Origin of the sequence: Jeotgalicoccus nanhaiensis (assembly GCF_015235105.1) — a bacterium.
Classification (GTDB): Bacteria; Bacillota; Bacilli; order Staphylococcales; family Salinicoccaceae; genus Jeotgalicoccus; species Jeotgalicoccus nanhaiensis.
On record NZ_JADGLW010000004.1, the window covers coordinates 95,409 to 113,834 of the forward strand.

General features: G+C 41.8%; 15 protein-coding genes. 6 read left to right on the top strand and 9 right to left on the bottom strand.

Going from position 1 to position 18,426, the window contains the following annotated elements; all coding sequences use genetic code 11:
- Positions 1-72: 72 nt before the first annotated feature.
- On the bottom strand, positions 73-342 hold the full coding sequence (locus IR135_RS07370) for a hypothetical protein (RefSeq protein ID WP_135098163.1): 270 nt from the start codon (positions 340-342) through the stop codon (positions 73-75).
- 60 nt (positions 343-402) lie between these two features.
- Entirely contained in the window at positions 403-1,545 is a 1,143-nt protein-coding gene (locus tag IR135_RS07375; RefSeq protein WP_135098165.1) for an MFS transporter, read from the bottom strand.
- 115 nt (positions 1,546-1,660) lie between these two features.
- Between IR135_RS07375 and IR135_RS07380 the strand changes: the two genes are divergently transcribed.
- Positions 1,661-2,152, top strand: a complete 492-nt coding sequence (locus IR135_RS07380; RefSeq protein WP_135098167.1) for a hypothetical protein — start codon at positions 1,661-1,663, stop codon at positions 2,150-2,152.
- 186 nt (positions 2,153-2,338) lie between these two features.
- On the opposite strand, the gene IR135_RS07385 is transcribed toward IR135_RS07380, so the two are convergent.
- A complete protein-coding gene (locus IR135_RS07385; protein ID WP_135098169.1) occupies positions 2,339-3,286 on the bottom strand; it encodes a dipeptidase in 948 nt (315 codons plus the stop codon).
- A 148-nt stretch (positions 3,287-3,434) separates the two neighbouring features.
- On the opposite strand from IR135_RS07385, the gene IR135_RS07390 reads away from it, so the two are divergent.
- Entirely contained in the window at positions 3,435-4,763 is a 1,329-nt protein-coding gene (locus IR135_RS07390; protein ID WP_135098171.1) for a YjiH family protein, read from the top strand.
- 404 nt (positions 4,764-5,167) lie between these two features.
- On the opposite strand, the gene tyrS is transcribed toward IR135_RS07390, so the two are convergent.
- Complete coding sequence (gene tyrS / locus IR135_RS07395) at positions 5,168-6,430, bottom strand: tyrosine--tRNA ligase (protein ID WP_318272316.1); 1,263 nt, start codon at positions 6,428-6,430, stop codon at positions 5,168-5,170.
- Positions 6,431-6,855: 425 nt separating this feature from the next.
- Between tyrS and IR135_RS07400 the strand changes: the two genes are divergently transcribed.
- Positions 6,856-9,390 (top strand): transglycosylase domain-containing protein, encoded by a 2,535-nt coding sequence (locus tag IR135_RS07400; protein WP_135098175.1) that lies wholly within the window; start codon positions 6,856-6,858, stop codon positions 9,388-9,390.
- Between the two features lie 160 nt (positions 9,391-9,550).
- Here the strand turns inward: IR135_RS07400 and IR135_RS07405 are convergent, their stop codons facing one another.
- Together IR135_RS07405 and acsA are read right to left on the bottom strand one after the other, a co-directional pair.
- Positions 9,551-11,218 carry a formate--tetrahydrofolate ligase gene (locus tag IR135_RS07405; protein ID WP_135098177.1) on the bottom strand — a complete coding sequence of 556 codons (1,668 nt, stop codon included), beginning with the start codon at positions 11,216-11,218 and terminating at the stop codon, positions 9,551-9,553.
- Positions 11,219-11,356: 138 nt separating this feature from the next.
- Positions 11,357-13,066, bottom strand: a complete 1,710-nt coding sequence (acsA, locus tag IR135_RS07410; RefSeq protein WP_135098179.1) for an acetate--CoA ligase — start codon at positions 13,064-13,066, stop codon at positions 11,357-11,359.
- Positions 13,067-13,284: 218 nt separating this feature from the next.
- Between acsA and IR135_RS07415 the strand changes: the two genes are divergently transcribed.
- Genes IR135_RS07415 through IR135_RS07425 form a run of 3 tightly spaced genes read left to right on the top strand, consistent with a single transcriptional unit; the run spans position 13,285 to position 15,716 of the window.
- Positions 13,285-13,917: an N-acetyltransferase gene (locus IR135_RS07415; protein WP_415708139.1), complete on the top strand. Its 633-nt coding sequence runs from the start codon at positions 13,285-13,287 to the stop codon at positions 13,915-13,917.
- Positions 13,918-13,935: 18 nt separating this feature from the next.
- Positions 13,936-14,571 (top strand): CBS and ACT domain-containing protein, encoded by a 636-nt coding sequence (locus tag IR135_RS07420; protein ID WP_135098181.1) that lies wholly within the window; start codon positions 13,936-13,938, stop codon positions 14,569-14,571.
- A complete protein-coding gene (locus IR135_RS07425; protein ID WP_135098183.1) occupies positions 14,571-15,716 on the top strand; it encodes an acetoin utilization protein AcuC in 1,146 nt (381 codons plus the stop codon). The genes IR135_RS07420 and IR135_RS07425 overlap by 1 nt, the downstream gene beginning before the upstream one ends.
- Before the next feature lie 536 nt (positions 15,717-16,252).
- Here IR135_RS07425 and ccpA read toward each other — a convergent pair.
- The 3 genes from ccpA to IR135_RS07440 form a co-directional block, all read right to left on the bottom strand.
- Positions 16,253-17,242: a catabolite control protein A gene (ccpA, locus tag IR135_RS07430; RefSeq protein ID WP_135098185.1), complete on the bottom strand. Its 990-nt coding sequence runs from the start codon at positions 17,240-17,242 to the stop codon at positions 16,253-16,255.
- Between the two features lie 127 nt (positions 17,243-17,369).
- Positions 17,370-17,825: a YtxH domain-containing protein gene (locus IR135_RS07435; protein WP_115884091.1), complete on the bottom strand. Its 456-nt coding sequence runs from the start codon at positions 17,823-17,825 to the stop codon at positions 17,370-17,372.
- A gap of 34 nt (positions 17,826-17,859) precedes the next feature.
- Positions 17,860-18,333, bottom strand: a complete 474-nt coding sequence (locus IR135_RS07440) for a DUF948 domain-containing protein (protein ID WP_135098188.1) — start codon at positions 18,331-18,333, stop codon at positions 17,860-17,862.
- Positions 18,334-18,426 lie beyond the last annotated feature (93 nt).

An 18,426-nucleotide genomic window follows, 5' to 3' on the forward strand; every position in this document is an offset into this window, starting at 1 on the left:
GATTAGAAGGCAGAATATAAGAACGGCCGCAAAAAAACCCGGAAATCTTAATTAAGATTTCCGGGCACCGTATTAGAACTGCATAAATGCTGGCGGCTCACCTGTAATGTATGAATATATATAATAGAAACAAATACCGAGCACCGGTACCACTATTACTACAAATAAAAACAGTTTTAAAAACTTAGTCAGTATTTTATATAAAATCATGATGCCGATAATGATCAGTGCACCATACAGTATGTTCTGCCATGTATAATCCAGTATATAAATCCCTGTATAATTAATAACAAAAATCGATGCGACGCTGGCTAAGACTATCATAACTAAACGCATTAACACATTAACCGCTCCCTCTTATCGTTATTTAATTATAATGGATTTACTTTATTATTCAAGAATTTACACAGTCTGCGGTTTAATTTGTGTTGCAGCAATCAGTCCGCAAAGTACAATAACAAATCCAAGCCACGGACCGTAGCTGATGTCGAAGTTGCTGATAAACAGCCCTCCGATTACAGCACCGACACCGATTCCGAGGTTAAGTGCCGACATATTCCAGCTGAACACGTTCGAGCTTGAACCTTCAACATTTTCAACAAGTCCGCCTTGTACCGCAGGTGATGTCGCCCACTGGAAAAGACTCCAGGCAAACATATTGATATAGAACAGGACCGGCGTGCCGTAAAGAAACGGCATTACTGCGAGACTAACAAGGAAGAGAGACATCATAATCATCACGGTTTTCTTCGGACCGATTTTATCGATTAAATTACCGCCGAGATATGTTCCTGTCATACCGCCGATACCGGTAATTAACAGAGCGAATGAAACATTTTCAAGAGTAAATCCGTGTGATGTCATAAGCGGCGAAATATAGCCGAGAATAATATAGTTTCCGATTAAAACCGCAAGTGTCACTGTAATATACAGCGCCACATTCTTTTTAGATTTAATTCTGCTCTTCTGCACACCTGCAGGAGTGTCATCAGCGAGAGCTTCCGGACGGACGAAAAACAGCACGCCGAGCCCGACTAAGATGGCGAGCACAATAACGATGCCGAAGATAACTCTCCAGCCGAACTGCGCACCGATAATCGTGCCGATCGGTATACCGAACACGTTTGCCGCACTGAATCCCATGTAAACAAGTGCAAGCATTTTCCCTCGGATATGCGGTTCCGAAAGCACTACTGTCATATCAAGTATTTTTACGATAAATACTGCAGCAGCCATGGCTGTAATCACACGGCCGAGTGATAATGTTAAAAATGAGTCAGCCAGACCGAACACAATATTACCTACAATGAATACTGCCAATGAGAGCAGCACAACAATTTTCGGTGATATATTTTCAGTCAGGCGTATTAACAGCGGCCCAAACAAAGCAAAGCTGACCGCATATACGGTAATCAGCTGACCTGTTAAAGCATGGCTGATTCCGAGGTCATTACTCATCAGCTCCAAAATTCCGGAAACGATTAATTCCATCATTCCGAGCAGGAATATTCCTACTGTAAAGGTAACGATTAACTTTTTATTCATATGTTTTCCCCACATTTAATATAATATAGTTTAAAAAGGCAACCTGATTATTATACAATAAAGTATAAACGTTTCAAATGTCTTTTTGTGTTTAACTAATTTATGAGGTGTAAATATGAGGAAAATAATGTTTTTAGTGCCATTTATCGTACTGTTCCTCGGTGCGTGCAGCAGTGAATCTAAAGAAAACTATACACAGATGCTTGGGGCTTTTGAACGTAATGACAGTGAGCTTAATACGATGCTCGATGAAACAGCACAAAATATCAGCAGTGATTCGAACCGGGAAAAAGCTCTGCAAAATATAAATGAAGATATTATTCCAAGGATTAGCGACTTCCGCCAGACGGTCTCCAATTACACGCTCTCTGATGAAAATCATATCGAAGTTCAGGAAGCGATGATTGATTATTTAAATGAGGTTGAAGATTTAATGGGATTATACTCTAATTTCAATGAAGAGTTCTTTTTCGTTAATCCCCTCGGCGACGAGTCCATTGACGGAACTTTAAATGAAGAAATGGATAAAATAAGCGAGCAGGAAGACGCTATGCAAGCAGCAAGAACCCATGTCCATGAACTCATCGGAGAAAACGAAGAGGAATAATATACAAAATCGAGGCTCGGACATCAATGTCTCTAGAACAAATAATCCGTACGTCAGCTTTCCCGGGGCATCAGCGTAAGCCTGTAGTCTTACACTGATGCTATTCCCCAAGGAGTCTAACGTACGGATTTTATTTATATTTCATTAAAAATACTACCTTCTATGGGCTTTTGTCCCAGCCTCTTTTTAACAAAAACGTTCCACAAAGTTGCGTGAAGCGATTCTTTCTGTAAGTTCCTCGCCGTATTTTGAACGTAAAGCTTCTATTAAATTACCGTATTCAGAAGCATCTTCCAAGCCTTCTACAAATTCAGTGATACCATCAAAATCAGAACCGAGACCAATATTTTCTTCTCCGCCGAGCTCGATAATTTTATCGACATGTCTTAACAGATCTTCCAGAGTCACTTTTCCTTCTCCGATAAATGGCGGACAGAAAACGATATTAATCATGCCGCCTTTTTTAATAAGTTTAATAATCTGCTCGTCGTGCAGATTTCTCGCATGATTATGAATGCTCCAGGCATTGGAGTGGCTCGCAAATACATATTTCCCATGTTCAATTACATCTTCAAAGCCGTGAACATTCAAATGACTGACATCGATTAAGACATTATGCTTGTTACATTCTTCAACCACTTTGAATCCGAATTCACTTAATCCCGTACCGCGTGTTTCTCCTACTCCGTCCGCTGCCAGGTTGCCGTTATTCCATACAAGTCCCACTGACAGAACACCCAATCTGAATAAGGTGCGCAGTTTCATTAAATCATTACCGAAAGCATCAGAGCCTTCCAGTGTCAGCACTGCGCCGTATTCATGATTTTTTAAAGTTTTGATATCCGACAGCTGTTTAATATGCACCATATTGTCCATCGTCAGCACTTCTTCGTAAAACGCATCAATTTGTTCGAGTGCATGCTGCCATTTTTCATTATCAGGTATGCCGGGAGAAATGAATATTGCGTAAAACTGCACTTTCACCTGTCCTTCAATTCTCCGCTCCATGTTCGTATCAAGTTCGTTCGAATTTAAATAATTCAACGTTCTGTTCTTTTGAAAATACCCGTGAGCCGCTCTTGCATCGCCTTGTAATTTCAACAGTGCATCACAATGTGTATCAATAATATTCATAATTATCTCCCCTTTTCTCTCTATGTCCATTATAATAGAATTAAATACATATGAAAACGTTTTCTACTTTACTATTATTCATTTTATTGTATAATTATTTAGTACATTAATGAAATTACTTAAATTACTAATAAAAAGAGGGTATGCTATGTCGCGTTTTACTACATTTTTAAAGTTCTTCATTCCTTCTGTCATCGGTATCTTTATGTTCCTGGTACCGCTGAAGATCGATGGTGAAACTACGGTTCCCGTTGCTTTTCTCGCAGATGTTATCATAAATTTTATCACACTTGATATGATAATACTTTTAACGGTGGTAGCAATCGTCTTGTCTGCACTGCTCAGTATTATATACAGTTGGATTATTAAATCCGGATCCGGATTTATGCATGACGTATTTAACACAACGAACTTCTGGGTAATTCTCAGAACAATCGGCGCAGTTTTTGCTGTGCTTGCTTATATACAGGTCGGCTCTGAAATGATCATTTCAGAAAATACCGGCGGAATGATTTTAAACGATCTGCTGCCGACACTGTTCACGGTCTTCATTATTGCCGGGTTTTTCCTGCCGCTTCTTCTGAATTACGGTCTGCTGGAATTTATCGGTACACTATTTGCTAAAGTTATGCGTCCGCTCTTCACTCTGCCGGGACGCTCAACTGTCGATAACCTTGCTTCATGGGTCGGCGATGGTACTGTCGGTGTTATTTTAACAAGTAAACAGTACGAAGATGGGTATTACTCGAAACGCGAAGCCAGTGTTATTGCATCAACTTTCTCGGTAGTATCGATTACATTTACAATCGTTATTCTGGACTTAATCGGCTTAATGCATATGTTCGGTCCTTTTTACATAACGATTATAGTCAGCGGTATTATTGCAGCACTTATTATGCCGCGCATCCCGCCCTTATCCAGAATTGAAGATACTTATTACAACAAAGGTTCGGTCCTCGAAGAGACAGTTCCGGACAGCCATAATCCTTTGTCATGGGGCTATAAAAAAGCGATGGACAAAGCAGAAGCATCGCCCGGCCCTCTTCCATTGATTAAAGAAGGTATCAAAACAGTATTTGATACATGGTTCGGTGTTCTTCCGATTGTTATGGCTATCGGTACGCTCGGGACAATACTTGCAGAGTATACACCAATATTCTCCTGGATCGGAGCACCGTTCGTGCCGCTGCTTGAACTCGTTGGCATTCCTGAAGCACAGGCAATGAGTGAAACTATGTTTATCGGTTTTACAGATATGTTCCTGCCAGCCATTTTAATTGAAAGTGTTCAAAGTGAAATGACGCGCTTTATCGTCGGAGCAATGAGTATTACTCAGCTCATTTACTTATCCGAAGTCGGAGGCGTGATACTCGGTTCGAAAATTCCTTTAGGACTCGGAAAACTATTTGTTATTTTCTTAATCAGAACAGCAATTACTTTACCGATTGTTATCGTTGCAGCACATATTATTTTCTAATAAAAAAAGTTCAGCAGATGCTGAACTTTTTTTTTGAGTTTTAAGATGGGATTCTGGGATTGGCATGACGGGGTTTCATATGTTTCCGACACTCTCAGGACTGGTATGACGGAGTTTCATATGTTTCCGACACTCTCAGGATTGACATGACAGAATCTCATATGTTTCCGACACTCTCAGGACTGGCATGACAGAATCTCATATGTTTCCGAGACTCTCGGGATTGGCATGATCGGGTTTCATATGTATCCGACACTCTCGGGATTGGCATGATCGGGTTTCATATGTATCCGACACTCTCAGGACTGGTATGACAGGATTTCATATGGATCCGGCACCCTCACTCTGTGCAAAATCAAAAATCAGCAGCAGAATTAATGAGCTTCTGCTGCTGATTTACTAACCTATTTATAATTAACAATAGTGTATTTTTTCTTGCCGCGGCGGAAGACGGTGAAGTCACCGTTAATTTTATCTTCTTCAGTAATTTTGTGGTTGACGTCCTGCATTCTCTCGCCATTGATATAAATCGCGCCATTCGTAATATCTTCCCTTGCCTGGCGTCTTGACGGGGAAACTTGTGCGTTGACAAGCACGTTGACAAGAGTATTATCTTCGGCATCAACTTCTGCTGACGGTGCATCTTTCAATGCGTCTTTGATCTGTGCAGCATCAAGTGATTTAATGTCGCCGCTGAATAAAGCTTCCGTTACTTTTTTAGCTTCTTCCAGTCCTTCGCTGCCGTGGATGAATTCAGTGATTTCATCTGCAAGGCGCTTCTGGGCTTTTCTTAAATGCGGCTCTTCTGCAACTGAAACGGCAAGCTCTTCAATTTCTTCACGTTCAACGAAAGTAAATAATTTAAGGAATTTGATAACATCTTCATCACTCTGATTCAGCCAGAACTGGTAGAACTCATAAGGTGAAGTACGTTTTCTGTCGAGCCAGATATTGCCTGATTCAGTCTTGCCGAATTTCTTGCCGTCCGCTTTTGTGATCAGCGGAATTGTTAAACCTTCAGCGTTCGTTGTACCGTACATTCTGCGCATTAACTCAAGGCCGCTTGTAATATTCCCCCACTGGTCAGAGCCGCCGATTTGAATTCTGACATCGAAATTTTTATTTAGATGCCCGTAATCGATTGCCTGTAAAATAGTGTACGTAAATTCAGTGTAAGAAATTCCTGTTTCAAGACGGGATTGAATCGCATCTTTTGACAGCATGTAGTTCAAGCCGACATGCTTGCCGTAATCGCGTAAAAATGAAATCAGGCTGATATCTTTGAGCCAGTCTTTATTATTAACAAGTACTGCCGCATTCTCATCGCTGAAATCAAAAATGTTTTCCATCTGGCGTTTAATCGCTTCGACGTTCGCATCCACTTCGTCTTCTGTCAGCAATTTACGCTCATCTGCTTTAAATGAGGGATCGCCAATCATTCCTGTTCCGCCGCCGATTAAAACTACCGGACGATGACCGTACTGCTGGAATCTGCGCAATGTTAAAAACGGTACTAAGTGACCGATATGCAGGCTGTCCGCTGTCGGATCCGCCCCGCAGTACAGGGAAATTCTCTCCTGTTCGAGCATGTCATTAATTTCTTCTTCGTCAGTCATCTGATATACAATGCCGCGGTATTGCAAATCTTCCAATAATGTAGTCATAATTTCCTCCAATAATGTTATTTTAATGAATAAAAAAAGCACCCATACTTATACAGTATGGGTGCTTTACACGGTACCACCAAACAATTTATCTCTAAATTAGAATTTACGTTTTCTATTACGATTTGAACTTTTACAATGAGTGTATTCGTAAAATTATCATCACCTGCTCGCACCACCCGCCGGCTCTCTGAATCAAATAAAAATACTACTTCTCTCATCGTTCAAATTATTCATTAAATTTTATCTAAGTATATTAGCAGTATAATTAAAAGTCAAGTTTGCATTCCTTTTTGCGTACTTTTCATTTGACATTCAACAGTTTTGAGATACGATTACAGGGTTGATTTACAATATGTTTACACGGGCTTTTATCACTATGAGTGTAAGAAGAACATATGATATAATCTTTTTAACAGGAGGTAGGCATGGAAAAGAAAAATGACTTTATTGATAATATAAAAAAGATGTTCTCGCGTAAAGATCCTGACAAAAAGAAAGACAAAGTTCATGGAGCAACTGCGAAGGACAAGTATCATAATACAGTCGCCCGCTTTAAAAAAGCAGGTTCCCCGCTCAGGGTGTCATTTTTTACAGCATATGACACTATATGGAATGTAGTTTTATTTTTACTATTAGCATTCACCCTGCTCGGAATATTCCTTTTCAGCATCGGTCTCGGCTACTTCGCAGCACTCGTCTCGGATGAGGATGTGCTGGCTGAAGAAGAAATTTTAACTGACCTTACCGAAATGACTGAAAGTACGACTGTAACATTCGGCTCCGGCGAAGAGCTCGGAACCTTGAGATCCGACCTGATCCGAGAAACCGTCGATTATGATGACATCTCTGAGAACGTCACAAATGCATTAATTTCTACTGAGGATGAACACTTTTACGAACATAACGGTGTCGTACCTAAAGCATTTCTCCGCGCATCACTGCAGCAGGTTGCAGGCGGCGAAGAAAGTTCGGGCGGAAGTACGATTACACAGCAGCTGGTTAAAAATCAGATGCTGACCAACGATCCGACATTCGACCGTAAAGCAGCAGAATTACTGCTTGCATTCCGGGTAGAAAATATAATGTCCAAAGAAGAAATTATGGAAGCATACTTAAACGCAGTATCGTTTGGCCGTAATGCCAACGGACAAAATATCGCAGGTATTGAATCTGCCGCACAGGGTGTTTTCGGCAAGCCTGCAGCAGAACTGAACATTGCTGAAAGTGCATTTTTAGCAGGACTGCCTCAAAACCCTTACGCATATACACCATTTAACCAGGACGGTTCTATGAAAGAAGAAGAATTACTTGCAGCGGGTAAAAATCGCCAGGAATTTGTACTTTCAAGAATGCTGACTGAAGGCGCGATTACACAGGAAGAATACGATCAGGCGCTCTCGATTGATATATATGAAAATATGGCTTCAAGTGTTGTCGTACCAAATCAGAATTATCCGTTCTTAACAGATGAAGTAGAACGCCGCGGTGTCGAGATTATTAAATATATTCTCGCAGAAGAAGAAGGCATCAGCCGTGAAGATGTCGATTCAACGCCGTTAATCAATCAGGAATATACGCAGAAAGCGAACGAAGCAATGCGTAATGAAGGTTACCAGATTGAAACGACAATCGATAAGACAATTTACGACACGATGCAGGAAACGAAAGATAACAGCTTCAGCTACTACGGAGAGCGCAGCAGCCTTGATGCACTGAACGCAACTGAAGGCGAAGAGGAAACTATGCTCGACCACGAAGTCGGCATGGTCTTAAAAGACAATGCTACCGGAAAAATACTCGGTTTTGTCGGCGGACGTGATTACGAAGAATCTGAAATCAACCATGCAACTCAGACAGAACGCCAGGCAGGTTCAACTATGAAACCTCTGAGCACTTATGCTCCCGCTATCGATCAGGGACTGATAGTTCCGGATACGGTACTGCTGGATAAAGAGTTCAATTTTAACGGCTATGAACCAAAAAACTATTCTACTGAAGAATATGGTCTCGTATCAGCAAAACACGCACTCAGCAACTCGTACAACTTAAGTACGCTCCGCTTATGGTCCGAAGTTCAAAATCATAATCCGGGACAGTATTTAGAACAGATGAATCTGAACGTGTCTGATGAACTGCTCAGTACGACTTCACTGCCGCTGGGTACTAATGATGTATCAGTTGTAGAAAACGTCGATGCATTTTCTGTCTTCGGCAACGAAGGTGAAATGACGGAGAGCTATATGATTGAATCTATTACAAATCCGAGCGGTGAAGTAATCTACGAACAGCAGCAGGATCCGACAAGAGTATTCAAAGATTCAACATCGTTCTTAATGGCTGATATGCTTAAAGAATCGTTTGTGACCGGTTCAGTTTATCACATTAAAGATTATTATGAATCAGTACAGGGTGTATATGACTGGTCAGCGAAAACCGGTACATCTGAACAATTCGTCGATTCATGGATGATCGGATTTAACCCGAAAGTAACACTTGGTATCTGGATGGGCTATGACCGGAATATTCCTCAAGTTTACAGTACGGATGCTGAGCAGTACTACCATCTGTATAATTGGAGAAATATGGCGCAGGCCTTAACAAACGTTGCACCGGAACAGCTTGGTGCATACGAAGAATTCCAGCAGCCTTCGTCAGTCAGAGAAGAAGAATTCTGTGCCCTGACTATGGAACTTGAAGATGACTGCTCAAGCAGCATGGATAGAGCTATTACAGGATTAATCGCAGAAGATACACAGTTCTCAGATAAGAGTTCGCTAAGCGACCCTGCAATCCAGTCCCGTATGGGCGCAGCGATTGACAGCAGTCTTTCTAACAGTGACTTAAGAGGACGTGTCACGCGGACTTATGACGACAGATATACAGTCGGCGGCAGATCATCGAGCAGCTCAAGTAGTTCAAGTTCCTCATCTGATGATGATGACGACGATGACGATGATTAATTTACCAGGAACACCTCCACATGTGGAGGTGTTTTTTGTGCAGATAGGTGTTTTAGTTGAGATATGAGCGGCGCTGTCATTCAAACATCTAACATCCCAAAACCAAACACAAAAAGCCCAAAATTCGAAGATTTTGGGCTTTTATCATTTTAATTCAGTTTTAGAATAATCCAGTTGAAGATCCGTCAGCATTTACGTCCATCTTCACAGCTGATGGTACTTTAGGAAGTCCAGGCATAGTCATGATATCACCTGTCAGTGCTACAACAAATCCTGCACCTGCTTTGGCGATAACTTCACGGACAGTTACATTGAAACCTGTCGGACGTCCAAGTTTTTTAGGGTCGTCTGATAAAGAGTACTGAGTCTTAGCCATACATACCGGGAAGTTGCCCCAGCCGTTAGCTTCGATATCAGCAATTTGTTTTTTAGCTTTATCCGTTAAGATAACACCGTCTCCGCCGTATACTTCTGTAACAATTTTTTCAATCTTGTCAGCGATTGGCAGTTCATCTTCATACAGGTGGTGGAAGTCGTTTCCAGCTTCAACTGCTGCTAATACTTCGTTAGCTAAGTCAACGCCGCCTTCTCCGCCTTTTTCCCATACTTGTGTTAAGGCAACGCGTACGCCCTGTTCTTTACACCAGTCAAGAACGAAGTTTCTTTCTTCATCAGTGTCAGTTACAAAGTCGTTTAAAGCAATTACCGGCTCAACGCCGAATTTACGAGCGTTTTCGATGTGTTTGCCTAAGTTCACAACACCCTCTTTAAGTGCGTCAACATTAGCTTCGCCTAAGTCAGCTTTAGCGACGCCGCCGTTCATCTTAAGTGCACGGATTGTTGCAACTAAAACGATAGCATCCGGCTTAAAGCCGCCCATGCGTGCTTTAATATCCATGAATTTCTCACCGCCGAGGTCAGAACCGAATCCGCACTCTGTTACAACGATATCAGCAAGCTGTCTTGCTGTGTTTGTTGCAATAATTGAGTTACAGCCGTGAGCGATGTTAGCGAATGGACCGCCGTGAATTAAGGCAGGTGTGCCTTCCATAGTCTGTACCAGGTTAGGTTTAATCGCTTCTTTAAGAAGAAGTGCCAAAGCACCTTCAACTTCAAGCTCTCCAACTGTTACTGGTTTTTTGTCGTAAGTATAACCGAATACAATTTTAGCTAATTTTTCTTTAAGATCGATGATGTCGTTTGATAAACATAAGACAGCCATGATTTCACTTGCAACTGTAATATCAAATCCATCTTCGCGCGGAACCCCTCTAGTAGGTCCGCCCAAACCGACAACAACTTGACGAAGCGCACGGTCATTCATGTCGATAACACGCTTCCAGGTTACACGGCGCGGATCAACGTTTAATGCATTGCCCTGGTGAATATGGTTATCAATAAATGCACTCAGTGCGTTATTTGCTGCAGTAATTGCGTGTAGATCACCGTTAAAGTGTAAGTTGATTTCTTCCATCGGCAATACTTGTGCATGGCCTCCGCCTGTTGCTCCGCCCTTAACACCCATTACAGGTCCGAGGGAAGGTTCGCGTAAAGCAACCATTACCTTTTTACCGATTTTATTAAAAGCATCACTTAATCCTACAGTTACTGTTGATTTACCTTCACCTGCAGGTGTCGGGTTCATCGCGGATACAAGAACTATCTTAGAATCTTCCTTGTTTCCTTCCAGTTGGTTGATGTCTACTTTTGCCTTATATTTACCATACATTTCTAATGCGTCTTCAGGAATTCCTGCTTTTTCAGCAATTTCCTGAATTGGTTGTATTGAGGCTTTTGACGCAATTTCTTGGTCAGTCAAATGTGCCATCTTCTCAGCTCCTAAGTATAATTTGCGTTGTAAAACGATTTCACAACTCTTATTCATTATGACATAAAAAATGAAAGCAGGCCATTGTAAACGGCCTACTTTTCGATTACTATTTAAATTTTCTTATAATTTGTTAATTTAATCATCGTCCATCGATGACAGGTCGCCTGCCGGTAAATCGAGTTCCCATGCTTTAAGCACCCGTCTCATAATTTTACCGCTGCGCGTTTTCGGCAGACTGTCTTTAAATTCTATTTCTTTCGGTGCCGCATGCGCTGCGAGACCGTTTTTTACGAATACACGGATTTCTTCTTTTAAATCGTCAGTGGGCTCATAACCGCTTCTAAGCGCGATAAACGCCTTCACAATTTCTCCTCTGACAGGATCCGGCTTACCGATAACCCCCGCTTCCTGCACTGCTTCATGTTCGACAAGTTTGGACTCAATTTCAAATGGACCGACACGCTCGCCCGCGGTCATAATGACATCGTCGACACGTCCCTGGAACCAGAAGTAGCCGTCTTCATCACGGTAGGCAGAGTCTCCCGAAATATACCAGTCACCGATAAAGTAAGAATCATACTTCGGTTTGTTTTTCCAAATTTCACGCATCATCGCCGGCCACCCTGCTTTCAGAGCGAGGTTCCCCATACGGTTTGGCGGCAGCTCATTGCCCTGGTCATCGACAATGGTCGCTTTAATTCCAGGCAGCGGTTTACCCATCGAGCCGCCCTTAATATCCACAGAAGGGAAATTAACAATCATATGCGCACCTGTTTCAGTCATCCACCAAGTATCGTGAATACGGAGGTTAAATACTTCCATCCCCCATTTAACAACTTCAGGGTTTAAAGGTTCTCCGACTGACAGTATGTGTCTCAGTGACGATAAATCATATTTCTCTACTACATTGTCACTGCTGCCCATCAGCATTCTGAATGCTGTCGGTGCACTGTACCAGACAGTTACTTTCAGCTGTTCGAGAGCACTGTACCATGATTCTGCAGAGAATCTGCCGCCGACAATAACATTAGTCGTCCGGTTCAGCCATGGAGCAAATATTCCGTAGGAAGTACCTGTTACCCAGCCCGGGTCGGCTGTACACCAGTAGACATCATCTTCTTTTAAGTCGAGCACGTATTTACCTGAAATATACTGCTGCACCATGGCGTACTGTGCGTGGAGTACACCTTTCGGCTGCCCTGTTGATCCGCTTGTATAATGTAAAATCAGACCGTCTTCCTTATCCAGCCACTCAATATCAAACTCTTTCGATGCTTTTTCCATTTCTTTATTAAAATTAGTGTACTGATGTTCTGCATCGTCACCTGCAACGATAATATTTTTTAAATCAGGCAAGTCATCAACGGGAATTCTCGGCAGCAATTCCGTCGTTGTAATAATAGTTGATGCTTCACTGTTTTCAAGTCTGTCTTTGACCGCTTTCTCCATAAACGCTTCAAACAGCGGTCCGACTACAGCACCGATTTTTAAAGCGCCGAGCAGTGCAAAATATAATTCTGGTGACCGTGCCATAAAGATAAATACGCGGTCTCCCTTTTTCACTCCGGCATCTTTTAAAATGTTAGCTGCTTTATTTGAATTCTCTTTCATTTCTTTAAAAGTAAACGACTGAATATCATCATTCAGCTTATAGTGAAGCGCAATCTTATCTCCATATCCTTCGTCCACATGTTTATCAATAGCTTCATAAGCCATATTTACTTTTCCTGTTTCGTACCATGAAAATTCTTTTTCAATCTCTTCCCATGAGAAATTTTCTTTTGCCGCTTCGTAATTCGGCATGTTCGCATGTTGATCTGTTGCTTCGTAAAGTTCTACTTTCATCCTTAACGACACCCCTTGTTTGTATTTATGATTTCGCTTTCATATAGCCATTATATTGAAAGATAGTTCAGAATTCTATGAAAACGCCTGATTTCTTTTATTTTCTTTATTTTTATTAAATAAAACCGCTTTCACTTTAGTATGAATAGCCGATAATATATAATGATAATGAATTTGTTTTTTCATAACATTTAATTACTTTTAAAAGGGGTGTTCCATTGAGGCATCAAAAACACTATTTTAAAATGGAAACTAAAACAGAATCTGACATGGTCATTATTGAAGGCCCTGTTGACAGCGACACTTTAAGAACGTATACATTTGACGATAATTTAACCGCGTTCAGACGTCCGGATGAACAGTTTCAGGCGCTCGTGGAAATTGCGGAACTTCCGGAAGGCAGAATTATCGTCAGTCATATAAATAAGCATATTGTCGGCTATATTATATTTCTTCACCCCGACCCGCTCGAGCGCTGGTCAGATGGGAATCATTCTTTCATTATGGAGCTCGGCGCAGTCGAAGTCGCCCTGCCCTGCCGGGGACTCGGTCTTGCCGGCAAGATGCTGGAACTGTCCACTTACGATGATTTTATCGAAAATTATATTATCATTACGACAGAATATTACTGGCACTGGGACTTAAAAAACAGCGGCCTCGATGTCTACGAGTACAAAAATCTTATGATCCGTCTGATGCAGCGGGCGGGCTACGAAGTATTCCAGACAAATGATCCTGAAATTACAGGTCACCCGGCTAACACACTGATGGCGCGTATAGGTAAAAATATTAATGACAGACAAATGCAGCAATTTGATGAAATCCGTTTTAAAAACCGCTTTTTAATTTAACGAGAGGTGCGATGATAAATGCTAGTAGAAAGAATTATGACTTCTCCCGTGGAGACACTCCACATCAACGATACGATACACGAAGCGATGAACCTGATGAGCCGCCTGTCAATCCGGCATATACCGATTGTGGATGACAATAACCGTCTGGCAGGTATTATTTCCGATAAAGATGTGAATCTCGCCTTGCCATCCATTACAAATAAGGATGCTGATTTATCGCTCGATCTCGAATTGAATAAGATTATGCGCCAGCAGGTCACCACCTGCCATCCGCTCGACTTCGTCGAAGAAATCGCTAAAGATTTTTATCATTATGCGATTGGAGCAATTCCAGTAATGCGCGGGGCAGAAATCGTAGGTATCGTTACCCAGAAAGACATGCTTAATACTTTCCTCGAGCTGACAGGCATTAAAGAGCCCGGTTCTATTATCGAAATTGATATTAAGGACCGCATGGGAGTCATATTTGATATCGGAAAAGTATTCAAAGACCTGAATATTAAAATCGTCAGCATTTCAATTTATCCGAATGCAGATAAAAAAGATCACAAAATTATCGTACTGCGCATCGATGCAATGAATCCGTTAATTGCTATAGAAAAATTAAAAGAATCCGGATTTAATGTACTGGATCCAAGCGAGATGTCGTAATGAAACCCTTGTATGTTTATACCGATGAACTGCTTAAATACCGGTTTAACGATACTCATCCTTTTAATCAGATGCGCTTAAAATTAACGACGGACTTATTAACGGATGCCGGATTTTTAACTGATGAGGATATTATTAAACCGCGTAAAGCAACAGACGAGGAACTCGCTCTCGTCCACTCCCGTGATTATATCGAAGCGGTGCGGGCAGCGGGACACGGCGAACTGTCGAAAGAAGAATTGGCGAAGTACGGTCTGGATTCGGAAGATACACCGAGCTTTAAAGATATGCATGAAAAGTGTGCGGCGCTCGTTGGTGCCACGCTGACAGCTGTCGATCTGGTAATGACCGGACAGACCGATAAGGCCTTGAGCCTAGCCGGAGGACTGCATCACGGATTCAGCGGCAAGGCAAACGGCTTCTGTGTCTATAATGATACTGCGATTGCGTGTGAATACCTCGCCCAGAAATACGGCAAAAAAGTGATGTATGTCGATACAGACGCCCATCACGGTGACGGTGTGCAGTGGACCTTCTACAACCGGAGCGATATTGTGACATATTCGATTCATGAAACCGGCAGATATTTATTCCCCGGAACAGGCAGTGCTACTGAACGCGGTACAGAAGAAGGCTTCGGTTTCACGATGAATCTGCCCATCGATGCATTCACTGAAGATGAGTCATTTCTCGAAGTCTTTAAAACAAGTATTGAACAGGCAATCCAGACTTTTGAACCCGACATTATTCTGAGCCAGAACGGCGTAGATGCGCACTTCCGGGACCCGATGACTCATTTAGCTTTGACTTCCAGATCATATGAGGAAATACCGCGTTTCGTTCGCGGGCTCGCAGATAAGTATACTGACGGCAAGTGGATTGCGGTTGGCGGCGGCGGTTACAATATCTGGCAGGTTGTCCCCCGGATGTGGAGCCAGGTATGGCTGGCCATGAAAGATATCGATGCTCCGTCAGGACCGCTGCCGGAGAAATTTATCGATAAATACAAGGAAAAATGTCAAGTGGACTTCCCTGTGCTGTGGGAAGACACACTGGAAGATTTTACAGATATTCCGCGCCGTGTTGAGATTGCTGAGAAAAATAAGAGTACGCTCGACCGGCTTATGATGTATCTGGAACAGTGAGCGGGTGTTTATCTTTTTATGGTAAGTTCATTAAGATGCGGTAGGTTGTGAATTTTGAGGTGTGTTTTTGAGCTGTATGGACGTTGTTGTTTTCACAAAGTCTATGCAGCTTTTTCTATGTACGTTGTCGATTTAACAAAGTACATGCAGCTCTCCCTATGTACGTTGTCGATTTAATAAAGTACTTTGAGCTCATCCCATGAACCTTGTCACTTTAATAAAGTACATACAGCTCTTTCCATGGACGTTGTCGATTTAACAAAGTACTTGCAGCAATTTCTATGGACGTTGTCGATTTAACAAAGTACATGCAGCTCTCCCTATGTACGTTGTCAATTTAATAAAGTACTTGCAGCTCTTTCCATGGACGTTGTCGATTTAACAAAGTTCATACAGCTCTTTCCATGGACGTTGTCGATTTAACAACGTTCATACAGCTCATCCCATGAACGTTGTCGATTTAACAAAGTACATACAAAACAAAAAACCGGAGGCTCTCTTCTCATCAAGAGGTCCTCCGGTTTCTTCTTTGTTCATTATCTTGTGGTCGTACGGTAATCGATACTGTAAGGCAGTTCGACTGATGTAGTATCGACTTCTTCTTCATTCATCAGTTTTGTCAGCAGTCTCATGCCTACTGCGCCAAGGTCATATAATGGTACTGCGACACTCGAAATTTTCGGTCTCACCATCGTTACCAGACGCGTATTTGAACAGCTGATAATCTGCAGACGCTGAGGCATTGCAACTCCATGTTCATGCCCGCCGTGCAGTATACCTATCGCTGCTTCGTCACTGATAACAATGACTGCATCGCGTTCATTATCGAGCAGTTTGCCGAAGATTTCTTTACCTTTTTCGTAATCTCCGGCATCTTCTGTCATCAAATAATCGTCGCCGTTGAATCCCGCTTCTTCATATGCTTCTTTCATGCCTGAAATCATACGTGATTCCTGATAACGGGAGTATCCTGCTGTAACAAAACAGATATTTTTAGTGCCGTCAGCGATGAGCTTCCCTGCAACTTCTTTTGCTGCTTCATAGTAATTAATATTAACGTTCGGAATGTCATTATCTTCCTCACCTGATCCGCAAATCACTACAGGCACTCTTGAAGTTTCAATATCCTGAAGCACATCGCTGTTCAGTTTCCCGCCGAGGAAAATAATGCCGTCAACCTGTTTGCTGACCAGGTTTAAAAAGGCATTGCGTTCTTTCTTAGGATCCTGATCTGTGTTCGTAATAATAATTTGATAATTATACATTTCTGCGATGTCTTCAAGGCCCCGCGCCAGCGCTGAATAATAAAGATCTGAAATATCCGGAATAATCACGCCGACTGTCGTCGTTTTCTTGCTTGCAAGTCCTCTTGCCACCGCATTCGGGCGATAGTTCAATCTATCTATAACATCTTTAACTTTTTTTCTTGTTTCAGGTTTGACGTTTGGATTACCATTTAAGACTCTAGAAACTGTTGCCATGGAGACTTTTGCTTCTCTAGCCACATCATATATAGTAACTGTCATAATATCCCTCCGAGTCTAATGTGAAAATGTAAACGTTTTAATCAATAATACCAAATTTTTGGCTTCTTTGGTACCGTATATGTAACAATATTATAACAAAAAAATTCAGTCACATGGAGTGACTGAATTATTTATCCGATTTTTTGGGCTTTGCAACGGATTTCTCCGCGTATTTCGACATATCAACCACGTTCGGCCGCTTCAGATTACTGTCTGCGACTTCCTCCTGGATTGCCTGCTGCTGAAGCTGGACTGCTGAGTCATCGAGTTTCTTAACTCTCGATTTTTCGTCCATTTCAGCTTTCTTGTCTTTAACCATCTGTTTAACATCACTGACTTTCTCATCGAGCTTTTCAGAGATTGAAGGTCCGTCATTCTGTTCATTGACTACAGAATCCTGGAGCTTCTTAATGTCATCTCTTAAAGCATCTCCCGATTTAGGAGCGATAAACAGACCGCCGACAACGCCGACGAATAATCCCAATGCGAGACCTACCGTAAAATCGCGGCCGGTCGATGTTTCTACTTGCGCATCGTAGCTCTCGACACCTTTTACGTGTCTGTCTCTATTATACGTTTCCATGATTTAACCTCCAAACAGGATCAATCATTGAGACTTATAAATTCTCTGACTGCCCGTCCACATTCACTTTATTGTAAGCTCTGTTGCGCTGCTGCTGTCTTATTTGCCATTTATCCGCAATTTCCATAGCAACGTTTGACCATTGTACAACCTGTGAAATTTTCTCTTCATTTTGAGAAATGTTATGTGTAATTGAATTCGTAACACGGTCGACAGAATCATTTAAGTTGGTTACAGAATAACCGACACCCTGCACTGCATCCACTACAGCATTAAGTTTTTCAGACTTGCCTTGAATATCTTCAACTAAACGATTCGATTTGTGCAGAAGGTCTGTTGACTCGCGTGTAATTCCCTGAATCTGACCATCCAGTCCATCTAAGGTGCTGGCTACGTGGTCCAGGTTTTTCTTAACCGAGAACAGTACAACTGCAATTGCGATACACAGTACTAAAAATGCAATCGCGGCAATACCCGCGGCAATATATAAAACTATTTGCCAATCCATTCTAACGCCTCCAATATTTCTTTTCTGTATTCTTAATTATCATAACCTAATTCACAATGATATAAACATTTATTTTATATATCTCTTCGTTAT